This window comes from Nonomuraea sp. 3N208 (assembly GCF_052245935.1).
Taxonomy (GTDB): Bacteria; Actinomycetota; Actinomycetes; order Streptosporangiales; family Streptosporangiaceae; genus Nonomuraea.
Map to the genome: position 1 here is coordinate 348181 of NZ_JBQQBR010000007.1, position 15247 is coordinate 363427.

Consider the following 15247-nt stretch of genomic DNA (forward strand, 5'->3'; position numbering starts at 1 on the left):
TATGAAGGCAATAGTTACTCCGCCTGAATCAGCCTGTCTAGACCCCGGGGGGCAACTCGATCAGCACCACTTGCTCTCCCGACCACCCCGGAGGGACCACGGCCAGGGCCTCCGCCAGCGCCGCTCCCCAGAGTGAGCCCGGTCGATCGTGCCCCACGGGCACGGCTCCGCGGCCGGTCCTCCTGACCGGCACGAGCCGGGTGTCGCGGGGATGTGCCCGCACCGCTCCGGCCAGTGCGCTGGTCTCCTGCCCCGCCATCCACCCGGCGCCTGCCTCCCTTCTCCCTCTCCTCCCGGCCAGACCGTGCAGGATTGGGACGAGCAGGGTGAGCGACGCCGCGAGCGCCGCGAAGGGGTTGCCCGGCAGGCCGACGACCAGCGTGCCGGAGCTCGCGCCGGGAAGGCGGGCGAGCAGTTGCGGGTGCCCTGGCCGCACGGCGACACCGTCGACGAGGACGTCGGCGTCGAGGTCGCCGAGCACGGCACGCAGGTGATCGGCGGGTCCCTTGGACGAGGCACCGCACACGACGATCACGTCGGCCGGCACCGGGAAGGTGACGGGCACACTCGGCCCGGCGAGCGCCTGCCGCAGCGGCGCGGCGCCGTCGGGCAGCCGGACCGTGTCCGCGACCCGGCCCCCGGCCCACTCCACCAGCCCTGGCAGGAACGGGCCGATCGCGTCACGCACCCGCCCCGGCGCCGGGAGCCCGTGCTGCACGACCTCGTCGCCGGTGACCAGCACCGTCACGCGTGGCCGGGGCCGCACCAGCAACTCGTCGTGGCCGAGCGCGGCGGCCAGCCCAAGCGCGACCGGCGTCACCATCGCACCCGCCCCGAGCACCACGGTGCCCTCGGCGATGTCCTCGCCGCTCCGCCTGATGTGGCGGCCCGGCTCGGCGAGACCGTCCACCCACGAGGTCGCCGCGAGATCCACCTCACCGCGCATCCTGGGCATTCCCGCGAGGCCGCGCGGCACATCGGGCGGCGCCACGTCCGCCTGCTCGTAGGGCAGCACCGCCTCGGCGCCCACCGGCGCCGGGGCACCGGTGGCGATCTCCACCGCCTCCCCCGCCTGCAACGTGCCCTCGTAGACCGCGCCCCCGGCCAGGACCCGGCCGACCACGCGCCACGGACCACCGCCCGCCACCGCGTAGCCGTCCATCGCCGCCACGTCCACCCCGGGCACCGCCGCCAGCGCCGTCAACGGCGCGGCCAGCCGGCACCCCAGCGCTTCTGACAACGGCACCCACAAGGGCCCGAGCGGCCCCGCGCACTCCGCCGCCACGACCCGCGCCGAGGCCCATGACATTGCTTCCACCACTGGTCCATGCCGCACAACGGTCACCGGCACACTCCTTGACCCGCGTTTTTCCATACTGTATACCGAATGCACGATGGCCTGCGTCCAGCGGTCATCGCAGGTAGCGGATTCCGCACCTACAACCCGACGCGAGAACGGAGCGCGAGCATGAAGGTCGCTGTTCTTGGCGCCGGCGCCATCGGCGCATACGTGGGGGCCGCACTCCACAGGGCTGGAGTCGAGGTGCACCTCATCGCCAGAGGCGAGCACCTGCAGGCGATACGCAGCGCTGGTGTGCGGGTGCTCACCCCGAGGGGCGATTTCACCGCCCATCCCCATGCCACCGACGACCCCACCCAGGTCGGGCCGGTGGACCACGTCTTCCTGGGCCTCAAGGCGAACAGCTACGCCGCCGCCGGCCCCATGATCGAGCCGCTCCTGCACGAGACCACAAGCATCATCGCCGCGCAGAACGGCATCCCGTGGTGGTACTTCCACGGACTCAAGGGCCCCTACGAGGGCTACCGCATCGAGAGCGTCGACCCGGGCGGCGCGGTGACGACCGCACTCCCGCTGCACCGGGCCATCGGCTGCGTCGTGTACGCCGCCACCGAGATCGAAAGTCCAGGCGTGATCCGCCACCTGGAAGGCACCCGTTTCTCCATCGGCGAGCCGAGCGGTGAGCTCACCGAGCGGTGCCTGTCCTTCAGCCGGGCTGCGGTCGAGGGCGGCCTGAAGTGCCCGGTCGAGCGCGATCTGCGCCGCGACGTGTGGATCAAACTCATGGGCAACATCGCCTTCAACCCGATCAGCGCGCTGGCCAGGGCGACGATGGCCGGGATCTGCCGTCACGACGGCGCCAGGGAGCTGGTCGTGGCCATGATGCGGGAGACGGTGGACGTGGCCAACAGGGTGGGCTGCGATCCGGGGATCTCCATCGAGCGCCGGCTGCGGGGCGCGGAGAAGGCGGGCGAGCACAAGACGTCCACACTCCAGGACCTGGAGAAGGGCAAACCCCTGGAGCTGGACGTGCTGCTGGCGGCGGTGGTCGAGCTGGCCGACCTGACCGGCGCCGAGGTCCCGACGCTGCGCGCGATCCACGCGGTGAGTGACCTGCTCAACGAGAACCTTGTCCGCGTTGTCTAGGTCGGCATACCGTAGCCTGTATACAGAATGGAGGGATCATGAGCTATGACCGCCTGACCCATCCACTGGTGCGTGAGAACGGCGAACTGCGCCAAGCGACATGGGAAGAGGCGCTGGAGCGCGCGGCCGAGGGCTTTCGCCGCAACATCGCCAAGCACGGTCCCGACAGCTTCGCGATGTTGTCGTGTGCCCGCTCCACCAATGAGATGAACTACATCGGGCAGAAGTTCACCCGCGTGGTGATCGGAACCAACAATGTGGACTCTTGCAACCGCACCTGCCACGCCCCGAGCGTGGCGGGGTTGTCGGCGGTGTTCGGCAGCGGCGGTGGCACCTCCTCCTACCAGGAGGTCGAGGACACCGACGTCATAGTGATGTGGGGCTCGGCGGCCCGCAACGCCCACCCCATCTTCTTCCAGCACGTGCTGAAGGGAATCCACAACGGCGCCAGGATGTTCGCCGTCGACCCCCGCCGCACCGGCACCGCCCAGTGGGCCGACCTGTGGCTGGGGCTCAACGTGGGCACCGACATCCCCCTGGCCCACGCGGTGGCCAGGGAGATCATCCACGCCGGGCTGCACAACAAGGCGTTCATCGAGCGGGCCACGATCGGGTTCGAGGAGTTCAAGGAGTCCATCGAGCCGTGGACGCTCAGCGCCGCGGAGCAGGTCACGGGCGTGCCGGCGGAGGCGATCAGGGAGCTGGCGCACGCGTACGCCCGCGCAGACCGCGCCCAGCTGTGCTGGACGCTCGGCATCACCGAGCACCACAACGCGACCGACAACGTACGGGCGCTGATCAACCTGGCCCTGCTGACCGGCCACGTCGGCCGCTACGGCTCGGGCCTGTCGCCGCTGCGCGGACAGAACAACGTGCAGGGCGGCGGCGACATGGGCGCCATCCCCAACCGGCTGCCCGGCTTCCAGGACATCCTCGACCCGGCCATCAGGACCCGCTTCGAGGGCGCCTGGGGACGGGAGATCCAGTCCCGCTACGGCCTCAACCTCACCCAGATGCTGGAGGCCATGGCCGAGGGCGAGGTGACCACCTGCTACATGATCGGCGAGAATCCGGTGCAGTCCGAGGCCGACTCCCTCTCCTGCATCAAGCGCCTGTCCATGCTCGACCACCTGGTGGTGCAGGACATCTTCCTCACCAAGACCGCTCAGATGGCCGACGTCGTCCTGCCGGCCAGCGCCGCCTGGTGCGAGGCGGACGGCACGTTCACCAACAGCGAGCGGCGCGTCCAGCGGGTGCGCAAGGCCCTCGACCCGCCGGGCGAGGCCCGCGACGACATCTGGATCATGTGTGAGATCGCCCGCCGGCTGGGCCACGACTGGCACTACGACGGCGCGGAAGAGGTCTGGAACGAGCTGCGCGCGATGTCGCCGCAGCACAAGGGCATGACGTACGAGCGGCTGGCGGAGTTGCAGGGTATCCAGTGGCCGTGCCCGTCGGAGGACTCGCTCGAGCCGCCGTACCTGCACGGGCGGCTGTGGGAGACCGACCCGGTCAAGCGGGGCGTGCCCGCGCCGTTCGGGATCCTGCGGCACTCGCCGCCGGTGGACCTGCTGGACGAGGAGTACCCGCTGCGGCTGACCACCGGCCGCCGACTCGACTCCTACAACACCGGGGTGCAGTCGTCGGGGTTCGCCTCTCCCCTGCGCCGGGGCGAGACGATCGAGCTGTGCCCGGAGGACGCCGAGCGGCTCGGCGTGGTCGCGGGCGAGGAGGTGCGGATCACCTCGCGGCGCGGCTCGGTGGTCGCTCCCGTCTACATCGATCCCGCGCTGCGGCCGGGGCTGGTGTTCATGACCATGCACTTCCCCGACGAGGTGGACACCAATGCGCTGACCATCGAGGCAACCTGCCCGATCGCGGGCACCGCCGAGTTCAAGGCGGCGGCCGTACGCGTCGAGAAGCTCGTCAAGGTCGGGTGATCGGATGGACATCAGATTCCGCGACGCCGAACCCTCCGAGGAGGAGCGGGCGGCGGTCGACGCCCTGCTCGGGCCGCCCGCCACGGCCTGGGAGGGCGGCGCGAGGAGCGAGGCCGACCTGCGCGTCGCCGCCCGCGCCGAGTCTCAGCGCGACCTGCTGCTGCCGGCACTGCACACGGTGAACGACCGGGTGGGGTGGATCAGCGAGGGCGCGCTCGACTACATCTGCCGGCGGCTCACCGTGCCGCCGGCGGAGGCGTACGGGGTGGCGACGTTCTACTCGTTGTTCTCGATGAAGCCGCGGCCCAAGCGGGTGCTGCACGTCTGCACGGACCTGGCCTGCCAGGCCAAGGGCGCGGACGACGTACGCAAGCGGGTGCAGGAGCGGTTCGGCCCGGCGGGGACGGACTGGCACGAGAGCCCCTGCCTGGGCCTGTGCGAGCGGGCCCCTGCCGCGCTCGCCCTGGAGGCCGGGCAGCCGCACCGGGCCGAGGTGTACGCCCCGGCCACTCCCGGCACGATCACCACCATTACCGAGGCGGCGCCGAGCTCCAACGGGCACGCGCCGAGCGTCAACGTCGCCGGCGAGACCCCGGTGAAGGACGCGGTGCCGCAGACCGGGAGCCCCGGCCTGCTCCTGCTGCGGCGGGTCGGCGTCATCGACCCCGCCAGCCTGGACGACTACCGGGCGACCGGCGGGTACACCGCACTGCGGCGGGCGTTCGAGCTGGGTCCCGCCGGGGTGATCCGCGAGGTGCTGGAGTCCGGCCTGGTCGGCAGGGGCGGCGCGGCCTTCCCGACCGGCCGCAAGTGGGACGCAGCCGCCCGCCAGCCCGACCACCCGCACTATCTGGTGTGCAACGCCGACGAGAGCGAGCCGGGCACCTTCAAGGACCGGGTGGTCATGGAGGGCGACCCGTACGCGCTGGTGGAGGCGATGACGATCGCCGCCTACGCCACCGGCTGCACCAAGGGCTACCTCTACATCAGGGGCGAGTACCCGCGGGCGACCGCGCGCCTCCAGCACGCGATCGCGACCGCCCGCGCCCGGGGGCTGCTCGGCGACGACATCCTCGGCAAGGGCCTGTCCTTCGACATCGAGCTGCGCAGGGGCGCGGGCGCGTACATCTGCGGCGAAGAGACCGCGATCTTCAACTCGATCGAGGGGCAGCGGGGCGAGCCGCGTAGTAAGCCGCCGTTCCCGGTGGAGAAGGGCCTGTTCGGCAAGCCGACCGTGGTCAACAACGTCGAGACGCTGGTCAACGTGCTGCCGATCCTGGAGCGCGGGGCGCAGGCGTACGCGACGGCGGAGCCCAAGCTGTTCTGCGTGTCGGGCGCGGTCGAACGGCCCGGCGTATACGAGCTGACGTTCGGCGCGACGTTGCGGGAATTGCTGGACCTGGCCGGGACGACCGGCACGACCAGGGCGGTGCTGCTCGGCGGCGCGGCCGGGGCGTTCGTTACGGACCTGGACATCCCGCTCACCTTCGAGGGCACCAGGAACGCGGGCGCCACCCTCGGCTCCGGCGTGGTGCTCGTCATCGACGACACCGTGGACATGAAACGGCTCCTGCTACGCATCGCGGAGTTCTTCCGCGACGAGTCGTGCGGTCAGTGCGTCCCCTGCCGGGTGGGCACCGTACGCCAGGAGGAGGCCCTGCACCGCCTGTCACGCCGCGTCGACCCTGCTCACTCGCGTGAAAACGACGATGATCTCGTGTTGCTGCGCGAGGTGGGCCAGACCATGCGCGACGCCTCGATCTGCGGCCTCGGGCAGACCGCCTGGAACGCCGTCGAATCAGCCCTCGACCGCCTGGGAGTGTTCAAATGATCCCGCTCCAGCCGCCCCGGCGGCTCATCGACGTCGAGATCGACGGCGAGAACGTCCGGGTGCCGGAGGGCTCGACCATCCTCGACGCCTGCCACGCGGCGGGCAAGGACGTGCCGACCCTCTGCTACGGCGACACGCTCACCCCGAAGAACGCCTGCCGGGTCTGCGTCGTGGAGGTGGAGGGCGCAAGGACGCTGGCGCCGTCCTGCTCCAGGAAGGCCGAGCAGGGCATGAAGGTCGGCACCGACACCGACCGGGCCAGGCAGAGCCGCAAGGTCGTGCTGGAGCTGCTCGGCTCCTCGGTGGACCTGTCGACCACCCCGCGGGCGGGCGAATGGGTCGATGAGTACGGCGCCGATCCCGCCAGGTTCGGCGACGACGCGGCCACGGTCGAGCAACCCGCCAAAGTGGACAACGACCTGTACGTACGCGACTACAACAAGTGCATCCTGTGTTACAAGTGCGTGGACGCCTGCGGCGACCAGTGGCAGAACACCTTCGCCATCGCCGTCGCGGGCCGGGGCTTCGACGCGACGATCTCCACGGAGTTCGACGCCCCGCTCACGGACTCGGCCTGCGTTTACTGCGGCAACTGTGTGGAGGTGTGCCCCACGGGCGCGCTGTCGTTCAAGACCGAGTTCGACATGCGGGCCGAGGGCACCTGGGACGAGTCCGAGCAGACCGAGACCACGACGATCTGCAGCTACTGCGGTGTGGGCTGCAACCTGACCCTGCACGTGCAGGACAACAAGATCGTCAAGGTGACGTCGCCGCACGACAACCCGGTCACCAAGGGCAACCTGTGCGTCAAGGGTCGCTTCGGGTACGGCTATGTCTAGGGTGGCCGTCAAGCGGCGCATCCTGCGCGTCAAGGACACCGCCCGGCTCAGCAAGGTCGACTCGCTGGCCGCCGAGGAGCCGCTGGAGATCCGGCTCGACGGCACCCCGCTGACCGTGACCATGCGGACCCCGGGCGACGACTTCGACCTGGCCGCCGGGTTCCTGGTCAGCGAGGGCGCCGTGGGTTCGCCGGACGACATCGCCACCATCCGCTACTGCGCGGGCGCGACCGTGGACGGCGGGAACACGTACAACGTGCTCGACGTGCGCCTGGCGCCCGGCGTGCCCGCGCCGGAGCCGCGCAACTTCTACACCACCTCCTCCTGCGGCGTCTGTGGCAAGGCATCCCTGGAGGCGGTACGCACCGTGGCCCGCTGGAGCGCCGCCGGCGACCCAGTCGCGCTCCGGCAGTCCACGGTGGCCGCCCTGCCCGACCGGCTGCGTGCGGCCCAGCGGGTGTTCGACAGGACCGGCGGCCTGCACGCGGCCGGCCTGTTCACCGCCGACGGCGAGCCGCTGTGCGTGCGCGAGGACGTGGGGCGGCACAACGCGGTGGACAAGCTGCTCGGCTGGGCCCTGCGCAACGGGCGGCTGCCGCTGCGCGGCACCGTGCTGATGGTGTCCGGGCGGGCGTCGTTCGAACTGGTGCAGAAGGCGGTCATGGGCGGCGTGCCGGTGCTCGCCGCCGTCTCCGCGCCCTCCTCCCTGGCGGTGGAACTGGCCGCCGAGGAAGGGCTGACGCTCATCGGGTTCTTGCGCGGCACCTCGATGAACGTCTACACGGGCGAGCGGCGGCTGGACCTCACCTCGGGCGCCGGCAATGGCTCTGCCGGCGCGCGCCTACCGGGGTGATGGAGTGGGATGCCGCATATCACGTGCGGTGGGCCGCTTGACGCGGCCCACCGGACGGCGTCCGCCTAGCCCCCGGACGCCGTCCGGCATCTCCGCTGTCTGGATTTTGACAACCGTTTTCATTTTGGCGCATACTGACTCACATGATGTCAGGATTTTCCCGGTCGCGTGCTGCCGGTTTGCTGGCCGGAGCCGCGCTGCTCACCACTGCTGCCTGCGGATCCGGCGCCGCCGAAACGACCGCTACCGGTTCGGCCCAGACCTCCGCTTCGAGCGCCAAGCCCGAGGTGGTCGCCGCCTTCTATCCGCTCCAGTGGCTCACCGAGCAGGTCGGGGGATCCGATGTCCAGCTGACGACGCTGACCGCCCCCGGTGTGGAGCCGCACGATCTTGAGCTGGGTGTCAAGCAGGTGTCGGACATCCAGAACGCCGCGCTCACCGTCTACATCAAGGGCGTCCAGCCAGCCGTGGACGACGCCGTGGCCGCGGACAAGAGTTTCGACGCCGCCACCGCCGTCACCACGCTTCCCGCAGGCGAGCACGCCGAGGAGGAAGAGGGCCACGCCGGGGAAGAGGAGCACGGCCACGAGGAGGAGATCGGCTACGACCCGCACATCTGGCTCGATCCCTCCCGCCTGGCCACCGTCGCCACCAAGCTCGGCGAGCGCCTGGCCGCCGCCGACGCCGCGCACGCGCAGGCGTACAAGGACCGCGCCGCCCAGACGGCGGCCACGCTCGGCACGCTGGACCAGGAGTTCACCAAGGGCCTGACCACGTGCAAGGCCAAGACGCTGGTCACCGCGCACGAGGCGTTCGGCTACCTGGCCGACCGCTACAAGCTCAAGCAGGTCGGCATCACGCTCGACCCCGAGACCGAGCCCTCCCCCGCCCGCCTGTCCGAGGTCGCCAAGATCGCCAAGGCGGAAGGCGTGACCACGATCTTCACCGAGGCCCTGGTCAGCCCGAAGGTGGCCGAGGTGCTTGCGAGCCAGGTCGGCGCCAAGACCGCCGTGCTCGACCCGCTCGAGAGCAAGCCCTCGGGCGACTACCTGTCCGCCATGCGCGATAACCTCAAAACCCTACAAACAGCACTGGGGTGTACGGCATGAGCGAAACGGCCTTCTCGATGACAGACGGCCAGGTCTCCTATGACGGCACGCCCGTTCTCCGGGGGATCAACTTGACCGTCTGTCCCGGGGAGGTCGTGGCCCTTCTGGGCGCCAACGGCTCGGGCAAGTCGACGCTGGTCCGCGCGTTGCTCGGCCTCACGCCGCTGACCGGTGGCACGACTCTGATCTACGGCTCGCCGCCCGGCAGGTTCCGCGACTGGTGGCGCATCGGCTATGTGCCGCAGCGGCTCCAGGTCGGCGGCGGCGTGCCCGCCACCGTGCGGGAGGTCGTGGCCTCGGGCCGCATCGCCAGGCAGCGCCGGCTCCGCCGGACCAACGGGGCCGACAAGGCGGCCGTGGCCACGGCGCTGGAGGCCGTCAGCCTGGCCGACCGCGCCAACGACCCCGTCCAGTCGCTGTCGGGCGGCCAGCAGCAGCGGGTGCTCATCGGCCGCGCACTGGCCGGGGAGCCGGACACGTACGTGATGGACGAGGCGACCGCCGGCGTGGACGCCGCGACCCAGCAGCTGCTCGCCGACACGCTGTCGCGGCTCGTGCTCGACGGCAAGACCGTGGTGCTGGTCGCGCACGAGCTCGGCCCGCTGGAGCCGATCGTCACGCGCGGTGTCGTGATCCGCGAGGGCGCCATCGCGCACGACGGCCGGCCGCCGCGCCCGGAGGGCGAGTGCGCGCGGCCCGGGCACGAGCACCAGCACCCGCACGCCGCCGAGACCGTCGCGGGGCCACTCCCCGGGTGGCAGGCGGAACTCACCGGGTGGCAGGGGGAACCAAGGTGATCTTCGAACTTCTGCAGGAGCAACTCTTCCAGCTGGCGCTCACCGCGGCGCTGCTGGTGGGGCTCTGCGCGCCTGCCGTGGGAACGTTCATCGTCCAGCGCCGGCTGGCGCTGCTGGGCGACGGCATCGGCCACGTGGCGCTGACCGGCGTGGCGCTCGGCTTCCTGACCGGCTCGGCGCCCGTGCTCACCGCCGTGCTCGTGTCCGTCGCCGGGGCCGTGGCCATCGAGCTGGTCAGGACGCGCGGACGGACGAGCGGCGACGTGGCGCTGGCGCTGCTGTTCTACGGGGGGATCGCGGGCGGCGTCATGCTCATGGCCATCGCGCCGGGGGGCAGCAACGCCAAGCTGAATTCCTATCTGTTCGGCGCCATCGCCAGTGTCACACCCGAGGACATCTGGGTCATCGCCGCGCTGGCCGTGGCCGTGATCGGGGTGGTCGTGATCTTCGGCAGGGAGCTGTTCGTGCTCTGCCAGGATGAGGAGATGGCCAAGGCCAGCGGCCTGCCGGTGCGCTTCCTCAGCCTGCTCATCGCCGTCACGGCCGCGCTCACCGTCGTCATCGCCATGCGCGTGGTCGGGCTGCTGCTGGTCAGCGCGCTGATGGTGATCCCGGTGGCCACCAGCCAGCAGCTGACCCGCGGGTTCCGTACGACGATGGTGCTGGCCATGCTGTTCGGAGTGCTCGCCTCGGTCGGCGGGCTGCTGGTCTCGACCGTGTCGACCAAGGTGCCGCCCGGCGCCGCGATCGTGCTTCTTGCTCTCGCCGGCTTCGTCCTGGCCCTCGGGGTCGGTAAATTCGTACGGCGAAGCCGTAGCGAGGAGTCGAGAGTGAGCCCAAGAATGCGCGTCGAGGAGGTCGCATGACGACGAGACGCAGTGCCGTGCACGACACCCTGCGTAACAGCGAGGGTTTCCGCAGCGCGCAGGACGTCTATGCCGAGATGCGCCTGCACGGGGCCAAGATCGGTCTGACCACCGTCTACCGGGCCCTGCAGGCGCTGGCCGACAGGGGCGAGGTCGACGTGCTCCGCACCGACGAGGGCGAGTCCGTCTACCGGGCGTGCGCCAGCGAAGCCCATCACCACCACCTGGTGTGCCGCCGCTGCGGACGCACCGTCGAGGTGGCCGGGCCCGCGGTCGAGCGGTGGGCCGAGGCGGTCGGCAGCGAGCACGGGTTCACCGAGATCACTCACACGGTGGAGGTCTTCGGCACCTGCTCCTCATGCTCCTCGGCGCCGGCCAAGGCAGGCTGAGCCCGGCGGGAGCCGTACAGGACGCCGAGCACGATCACCGCGCACCCGGCGAGTTGCCACGCCGACGGCCGCTCGCCGAGCGCCACCGCGGACAGCGCCACGGTGGTCATCGGCTGGATGAGCAGCAACAACGCGGTGAGGGCGGCCGGCTGCCGCGGCAGCGAGAACGTGATCAGCGACCACCCCAGCACCTGCGGCGCCAGCGCGAGCACCACCAGCCACCCGTGCGCCGGCCAGCTCGGCACGAAGTCGGCACCCCCGAACACCGGGCTGAGCACCGCGATCGTCACGGTGGCGACCATGGTCGCGTGCGCCAGCGGCCCCGCGGCCCGGTCGGACCCGCCCTTCATCAGCAACAGGAACGCCGCGTACGCGACGGACGTGGCGAATCCGGCGATCACCCCCATGACCGGGTCGTTGCCGTACGCGGCGCTGTCGAACACCCCGGAGATCAGCACCACGCCGCCGAACACCACGGGCGTCGCCACCATCAATCGTGTGGACGGCCGCTCGCTGAACAACGCCCACGCCGCGAACGCCACGATGAACACCTGGAGATTCCCCAGCACGGTGGCCAGCCCGGCGCCCACATAGTCGATGGCGTGATGCCAGAACAGCAGGTCGAGCGCGAAAACCACGCCGGCGAGCCATGCTGGTATCAGGGCCCTGCGCGGCAGTGGCCCGAGCCTGCGCCGCTCCAGCCAGGCCAGGACCAGCATGGGCGGGACGGCGTACGCACAGCGGAACAACGCGGACGTCGCCGGCGATACACCGGAGAGCCGGACCAAGGGAGCGGAGGTGGAGATGACGAGCGCACCTATGATCGCGATCAGCACGATACGGCGATGTGCACTCACAGAAACCCCCCGATGCCCACGCAAGAGATACAGTTCCACCACGCTAGAAGCCGGCACGGACAGGAGTCAACATGCCGTTTGGCCATGACATGGTGCATTCTTTGGCCACCGTTGTCGAGCTGGTCAACACCTCGCCCTCCACAGGCGGCGACGAGGGCCTGTCCGGCCTGCCCGAATTGCAGGCGTTCGTGGAGTCCCACCAGATCAGCGGCGTGGGCAGGCTCACGCCGCGCGACCTGGGCCAGGTGCGGATGGTCCGCGAGGCGTTCCACCGCGTCTTCACGGCCCCCGACCAGGCGACCGCCGTACGCACCCTGAACGCCCTGCTGGCCGAGACCCGCATCACCCCGCGCCTGACCGAACACGACGGCCACCCGCTGCACGTGCATTACTTCGCCACGGACGCGCCGCTGGCCGAGCATGTGGCGGCCGACTGTGGTGTGGCGCTGGCGCATTTGCTGGTGGAGGGCGAAGCCGAACGCCTGCGTACGTGCTCGGCCCCGGACTGCGAAAGAGTCTTCGTGGACGAGTCGCGGAACCGGTCGCGGGTGTACTGCGACAGCCGCACGTGCGGGAACCGCATGCACGTAGCGGCGTACCGCGCCCGCCGCCGCGCCTGACCCGCCGCCCTAGGGGCTAATGCGAGTTCCCGGCTCGCCAGTAGCCACAGAACACGATGTGGTCCTTCGGCACCCCCGCCTTGACCCAGTGGCGGCGCAGGGTGACGGGCAGGGTCTGCTCACCGACCACCCAGCCGAAGAACGGCTCGGCCGGCACCGGCAGTGCCTGGGCGGCGGCCAGCGCCGCGCGGCCGGGCACGGCGTGCGGGGCGTCGTCTCGCGAGATCCAGCTCACCTCCACACCGGGCGGGGCGTCGAGGTCTTGGCGGTCTTCAGGAGAGGGCACCTCGATGATCGCATGGCCCGGGGTGTCACGCGGGAGTGAGCCGAGGATCGCGGCGGCGGCCGGCAGGCCGGACTCGTCGGTCACCAGCACGACGTGGCGCACTCCTGGGGGTGGATTGAAGGCGATGCCCTCGTCCAGGATCGCCACCTGATCACCCTTCTGGCAGCTGAGTGCCCAGGTCGCGGCGGGGCCTGCGGTCCCGTCCTCGGGCGTGCCGTGCAGCACGAAGTCGACGTCCATCTCGGGGCCCTCGGCGCGGTAGGCGCGCACCGAGTAATTACGCAGGACAGGGCGGGTGTCCTTGGGGATGGCGAGGTACTTGACGTAGGCCAGGGTGGTGAGCTTGTTGGGCAGGCGGGACAGGGAGCCGCCGGAGACCGGGAGGAACAGCCGGAACCATTGGTCGTATCCCATGGGGGTGAACCGGTCGATGTCGCCTTCGCCGAACGTGATGCGCATGAAGTGGGGGGAAATGCGCTCTCTGCGTAGGACGCGCAGGGTGAGCAGCTCGGAAACCGCGGCCTTGACGCGCACAGCGGTCATATTGGTCTTCACCATGGGGGACTCCTCAGGCCTGCGCCGTTGACTTTCTTAGGTAAGGCTAAGCTTACTCGTGAAGGGCTTCGAGATCTCCTGCCAATGACGTGACGTCTCCGCCCTGTCTGGCTCAGCCGTCTGCCTGCGCGCGGGAGCGCCACAGCAGCCAGACGAAGTACGGCGCCCCGAGCAGCGCGGTGACGAGCCCGGCGGGCACCTGGGCGGGGGCGATGACCGTACGTCCGAGCGTGTCGGCCAGGCGGACTTCAGTCCGTGGCCAGGGGTAGGCGCAGGACGAATTTGGCGCCCTGCGGTGAGTCCTCCACGGTCAGCGTGCCTTGATGCGCTTGAGCGATGGCCCGTGAGATCGCCAGGCCGAGACCACTGCCGTGCGGATCGCGCCGGCGTGCCTCGGTCAAGCGGACGAAGGGTGTGAAGACCCGCTCGCGGTCGGCCGGGTCGATGCCGGCGCCGTCATCGAGCACGCTGACCGTCGCGTATCCGTCCGCGCGCACCACGCTCACTTCAACGCCTGTCAGAGCGTGACGCTGGGCGTTCACGAGAAGATTCACCAGCACCTCGTCGATCTGGACGGGGTTGCCGTACACCTCCACGTTCTCGTCGGCGTGAATGCGGATCGGCACCTTCCCGCCCCGTCGGGCGACTTCCTCCCTCACCAACAGGGTGAGATCTACCCGCTGGGCCGTGTGCGATGAGGTACGCACGCGGGTCAGCGCCAGCATCTCATCGATGATCGACTCGCAACGATCCAGCGTGGACAGCGCATCTTCGACGGCCGTGCGCGGGTCCACGTCGGAATACAGCAGTGCCTCTTCCAACTGGGTACGGCACCCGGTCAGCGGGGTGCGCAGCTCGTGCGACACCATCGAGGCGAAGTGACGCTGATGGTCGACCGCCTCCTGCAGCCGCGACAGTGTCTCATTGGCGGTGCGAGCCAGGAGCGCGATCGCGTCCTGCCCGGACGGCTGCGGAACGCGCATGCTCAAGTCGGTCACGGTGACCTGGGCGATCCGCCTACTTATCGCCTCAACCGGGCGCAACGCCTGCCGGACCAGTATCCAGGCCGCGCCCGCGAACAGCACGCTGGCCAGCAGGACGCCGACGCTGAGGAGAAGCTCCAGGGTGTGGGTGGTGAGGATCGCGGGTTGGCTGCGACCGGCGTAGACGATGTGGGATTCGCCACCCCACAACAGTTGCTCCTCTTGCGGCGAGGGTCTGACGGCCGTGAACATCACGCACTGCGTAGCGGAACATTCCGTGCGATGCTGAATGCGATCATCGGACGAGGGCCAGTACTTGCTCAGCGCCGGCCGTCCCGCAGCTGCTCTACTGGCGGACACGACCTCTCCTGATGAGTTCACCAGCTGGATCAGGTCGACGTCGGAGGTGCTGACCGGGGGCGGAGGCCGTGCCTCGTTCATCGCTCCGATCCAGTCAACGGCCGCGCGCTCGGTCCCTTCGAACACACTCTGCTCGACGTTGACGCGGATCACGAAATCCGCGGCGATTCCGACGGCGCTGAGTGCCAACAACGACAGAAGTCCCGTTGCCAAGGTCAGCATCGTCTGGACAGAAAGGCGACTGGGAAGTGACACTCGTTACCCTTCTGGTGTCCGGCGGCCTCGCAAGAGACGCCAGACACGTTCCCGCCCTTTCTCGCTGTCGGCGTGCCCATCCGGCACGTGGCACCTGACGTGCGCTGAGATGCGCCGGCCTGCCCATGGTGCCTATGAAAGGGGACCTCGCAGGCCCACGGCTATCACTTCCCTGGTTGGTCACGGAAGACGACCCCGCGTACGGTCAAAGTTCTTTGGCCGTACTTTGGTTACGCCTCCCTCGGGAGCCCGAACGGGTCG

At 70.0% G+C, this 15247-nt stretch carries 15 protein-coding genes; 10 read left to right on the forward strand and 5 right to left on the reverse strand.

Annotated features, from left to right (window positions below; genetic code table 11):
• Positions 1 to 37: 37 nt before the first annotated feature.
• Complete coding sequence (locus ACTWPT_RS13395) at positions 38 to 1309, reverse strand: molybdopterin molybdotransferase MoeA (RefSeq protein WP_443177650.1); 1272 nt, start codon at positions 1307 to 1309, stop codon at positions 38 to 40.
• Between the two features lie 159 nt (positions 1310 to 1468).
• Here ACTWPT_RS13395 and ACTWPT_RS13400 point away from each other — a divergent pair, with 159 nt between their 5' ends.
• The 9 genes from ACTWPT_RS13400 (at position 1469) to ACTWPT_RS13440 (ending at position 11070) form a co-directional block, all read left to right on the forward strand.
• Positions 1469 to 2446 carry a 2-dehydropantoate 2-reductase gene (locus ACTWPT_RS13400; protein WP_443177651.1) on the forward strand — a complete coding sequence of 326 codons (978 nt, stop codon included), beginning with the start codon at positions 1469 to 1471 and terminating at the stop codon, positions 2444 to 2446.
• 38 nt (positions 2447 to 2484) lie between these two features.
• Positions 2485 to 4386, forward strand: a complete 1902-nt coding sequence (locus tag ACTWPT_RS13405; RefSeq protein WP_443177652.1) for a molybdopterin oxidoreductase family protein — start codon at positions 2485 to 2487, stop codon at positions 4384 to 4386.
• Positions 4387 to 4390: 4 nt separating this feature from the next.
• Positions 4391 to 6217 (forward strand): NAD(P)H-dependent oxidoreductase subunit E, encoded by a 1827-nt coding sequence (locus ACTWPT_RS13410; protein ID WP_443177653.1) that lies wholly within the window; start codon positions 4391 to 4393, stop codon positions 6215 to 6217.
• Complete coding sequence (locus ACTWPT_RS13415) at positions 6214 to 7056, forward strand: 2Fe-2S iron-sulfur cluster-binding protein (protein ID WP_443177654.1); 843 nt, start codon at positions 6214 to 6216, stop codon at positions 7054 to 7056. Before ACTWPT_RS13410 ends, ACTWPT_RS13415 begins: the two co-directional genes overlap by 4 nt.
• Positions 7049 to 7909 carry a formate dehydrogenase accessory sulfurtransferase FdhD gene (fdhD, locus tag ACTWPT_RS13420; RefSeq protein ID WP_443177655.1) on the forward strand — a complete coding sequence of 287 codons (861 nt, stop codon included), beginning with the start codon at positions 7049 to 7051 and terminating at the stop codon, positions 7907 to 7909. Before ACTWPT_RS13415 ends, fdhD begins: the two co-directional genes overlap by 8 nt.
• Before the next feature lie 143 nt (positions 7910 to 8052).
• Positions 8053 to 9018 carry a metal ABC transporter substrate-binding protein gene (locus tag ACTWPT_RS13425; RefSeq protein WP_443177656.1) on the forward strand — a complete coding sequence of 322 codons (966 nt, stop codon included), beginning with the start codon at positions 8053 to 8055 and terminating at the stop codon, positions 9016 to 9018.
• Positions 9015 to 9815 (forward strand): metal ABC transporter ATP-binding protein, encoded by an 801-nt coding sequence (locus ACTWPT_RS13430; RefSeq protein WP_443177657.1) that lies wholly within the window; start codon positions 9015 to 9017, stop codon positions 9813 to 9815. The genes ACTWPT_RS13425 and ACTWPT_RS13430 overlap by 4 nt, the downstream gene beginning before the upstream one ends.
• The gene (locus ACTWPT_RS13435; RefSeq protein ID WP_443177686.1) at positions 9815 to 10681 is read left to right on the forward strand and encodes a metal ABC transporter permease; all 867 of its coding nucleotides are present in this window, start codon (positions 9815 to 9817) and stop codon (positions 10679 to 10681) included. Before ACTWPT_RS13430 ends, ACTWPT_RS13435 begins: the two co-directional genes overlap by 1 nt.
• Positions 10678 to 11070: a Fur family transcriptional regulator gene (locus ACTWPT_RS13440; protein WP_443177658.1), complete on the forward strand. Its 393-nt coding sequence runs from the start codon at positions 10678 to 10680 to the stop codon at positions 11068 to 11070. The genes ACTWPT_RS13435 and ACTWPT_RS13440 overlap by 4 nt, the downstream gene beginning before the upstream one ends.
• Here ACTWPT_RS13440 and ACTWPT_RS13445 read toward each other — a convergent pair.
• Complete coding sequence (locus ACTWPT_RS13445) at positions 11007 to 11906, reverse strand: DMT family transporter (protein WP_443177659.1); 900 nt, start codon at positions 11904 to 11906, stop codon at positions 11007 to 11009. The genes ACTWPT_RS13440 and ACTWPT_RS13445 overlap by 64 nt on opposite strands.
• A gap of 113 nt (positions 11907 to 12019) precedes the next feature.
• Here ACTWPT_RS13445 and ACTWPT_RS13450 point away from each other — a divergent pair, with 113 nt between their 5' ends.
• Positions 12020 to 12547 carry a CGNR zinc finger domain-containing protein gene (locus tag ACTWPT_RS13450; RefSeq protein WP_443177687.1) on the forward strand — a complete coding sequence of 176 codons (528 nt, stop codon included), beginning with the start codon at positions 12020 to 12022 and terminating at the stop codon, positions 12545 to 12547.
• Between the two features lie 16 nt (positions 12548 to 12563).
• Here ACTWPT_RS13450 and ACTWPT_RS13455 read toward each other — a convergent pair whose 3' ends face one another.
• The 3 genes from ACTWPT_RS13455 to ACTWPT_RS13465 all read right to left on the reverse strand — a co-directional run bounded on the left by ACTWPT_RS13455 (position 12564) and on the right by ACTWPT_RS13465 (position 14944).
• Positions 12564 to 13391 carry a siderophore-interacting protein gene (locus tag ACTWPT_RS13455; protein ID WP_443177660.1) on the reverse strand — a complete coding sequence of 276 codons (828 nt, stop codon included), beginning with the start codon at positions 13389 to 13391 and terminating at the stop codon, positions 12564 to 12566.
• 109 nt (positions 13392 to 13500) lie between these two features.
• The gene (locus ACTWPT_RS13460; protein ID WP_443177688.1) at positions 13501 to 13629 is read right to left on the reverse strand and encodes an iron chelate uptake ABC transporter family permease subunit; all 129 of its coding nucleotides are present in this window, start codon (positions 13627 to 13629) and stop codon (positions 13501 to 13503) included.
• Positions 13630 to 13636: 7 nt separating this feature from the next.
• The gene (locus ACTWPT_RS13465; RefSeq protein ID WP_443177661.1) at positions 13637 to 14944 is read right to left on the reverse strand and encodes a sensor histidine kinase; all 1308 of its coding nucleotides are present in this window, start codon (positions 14942 to 14944) and stop codon (positions 13637 to 13639) included.
• Between the last annotated feature and the right edge of the window lie 303 nt (positions 14945 to 15247).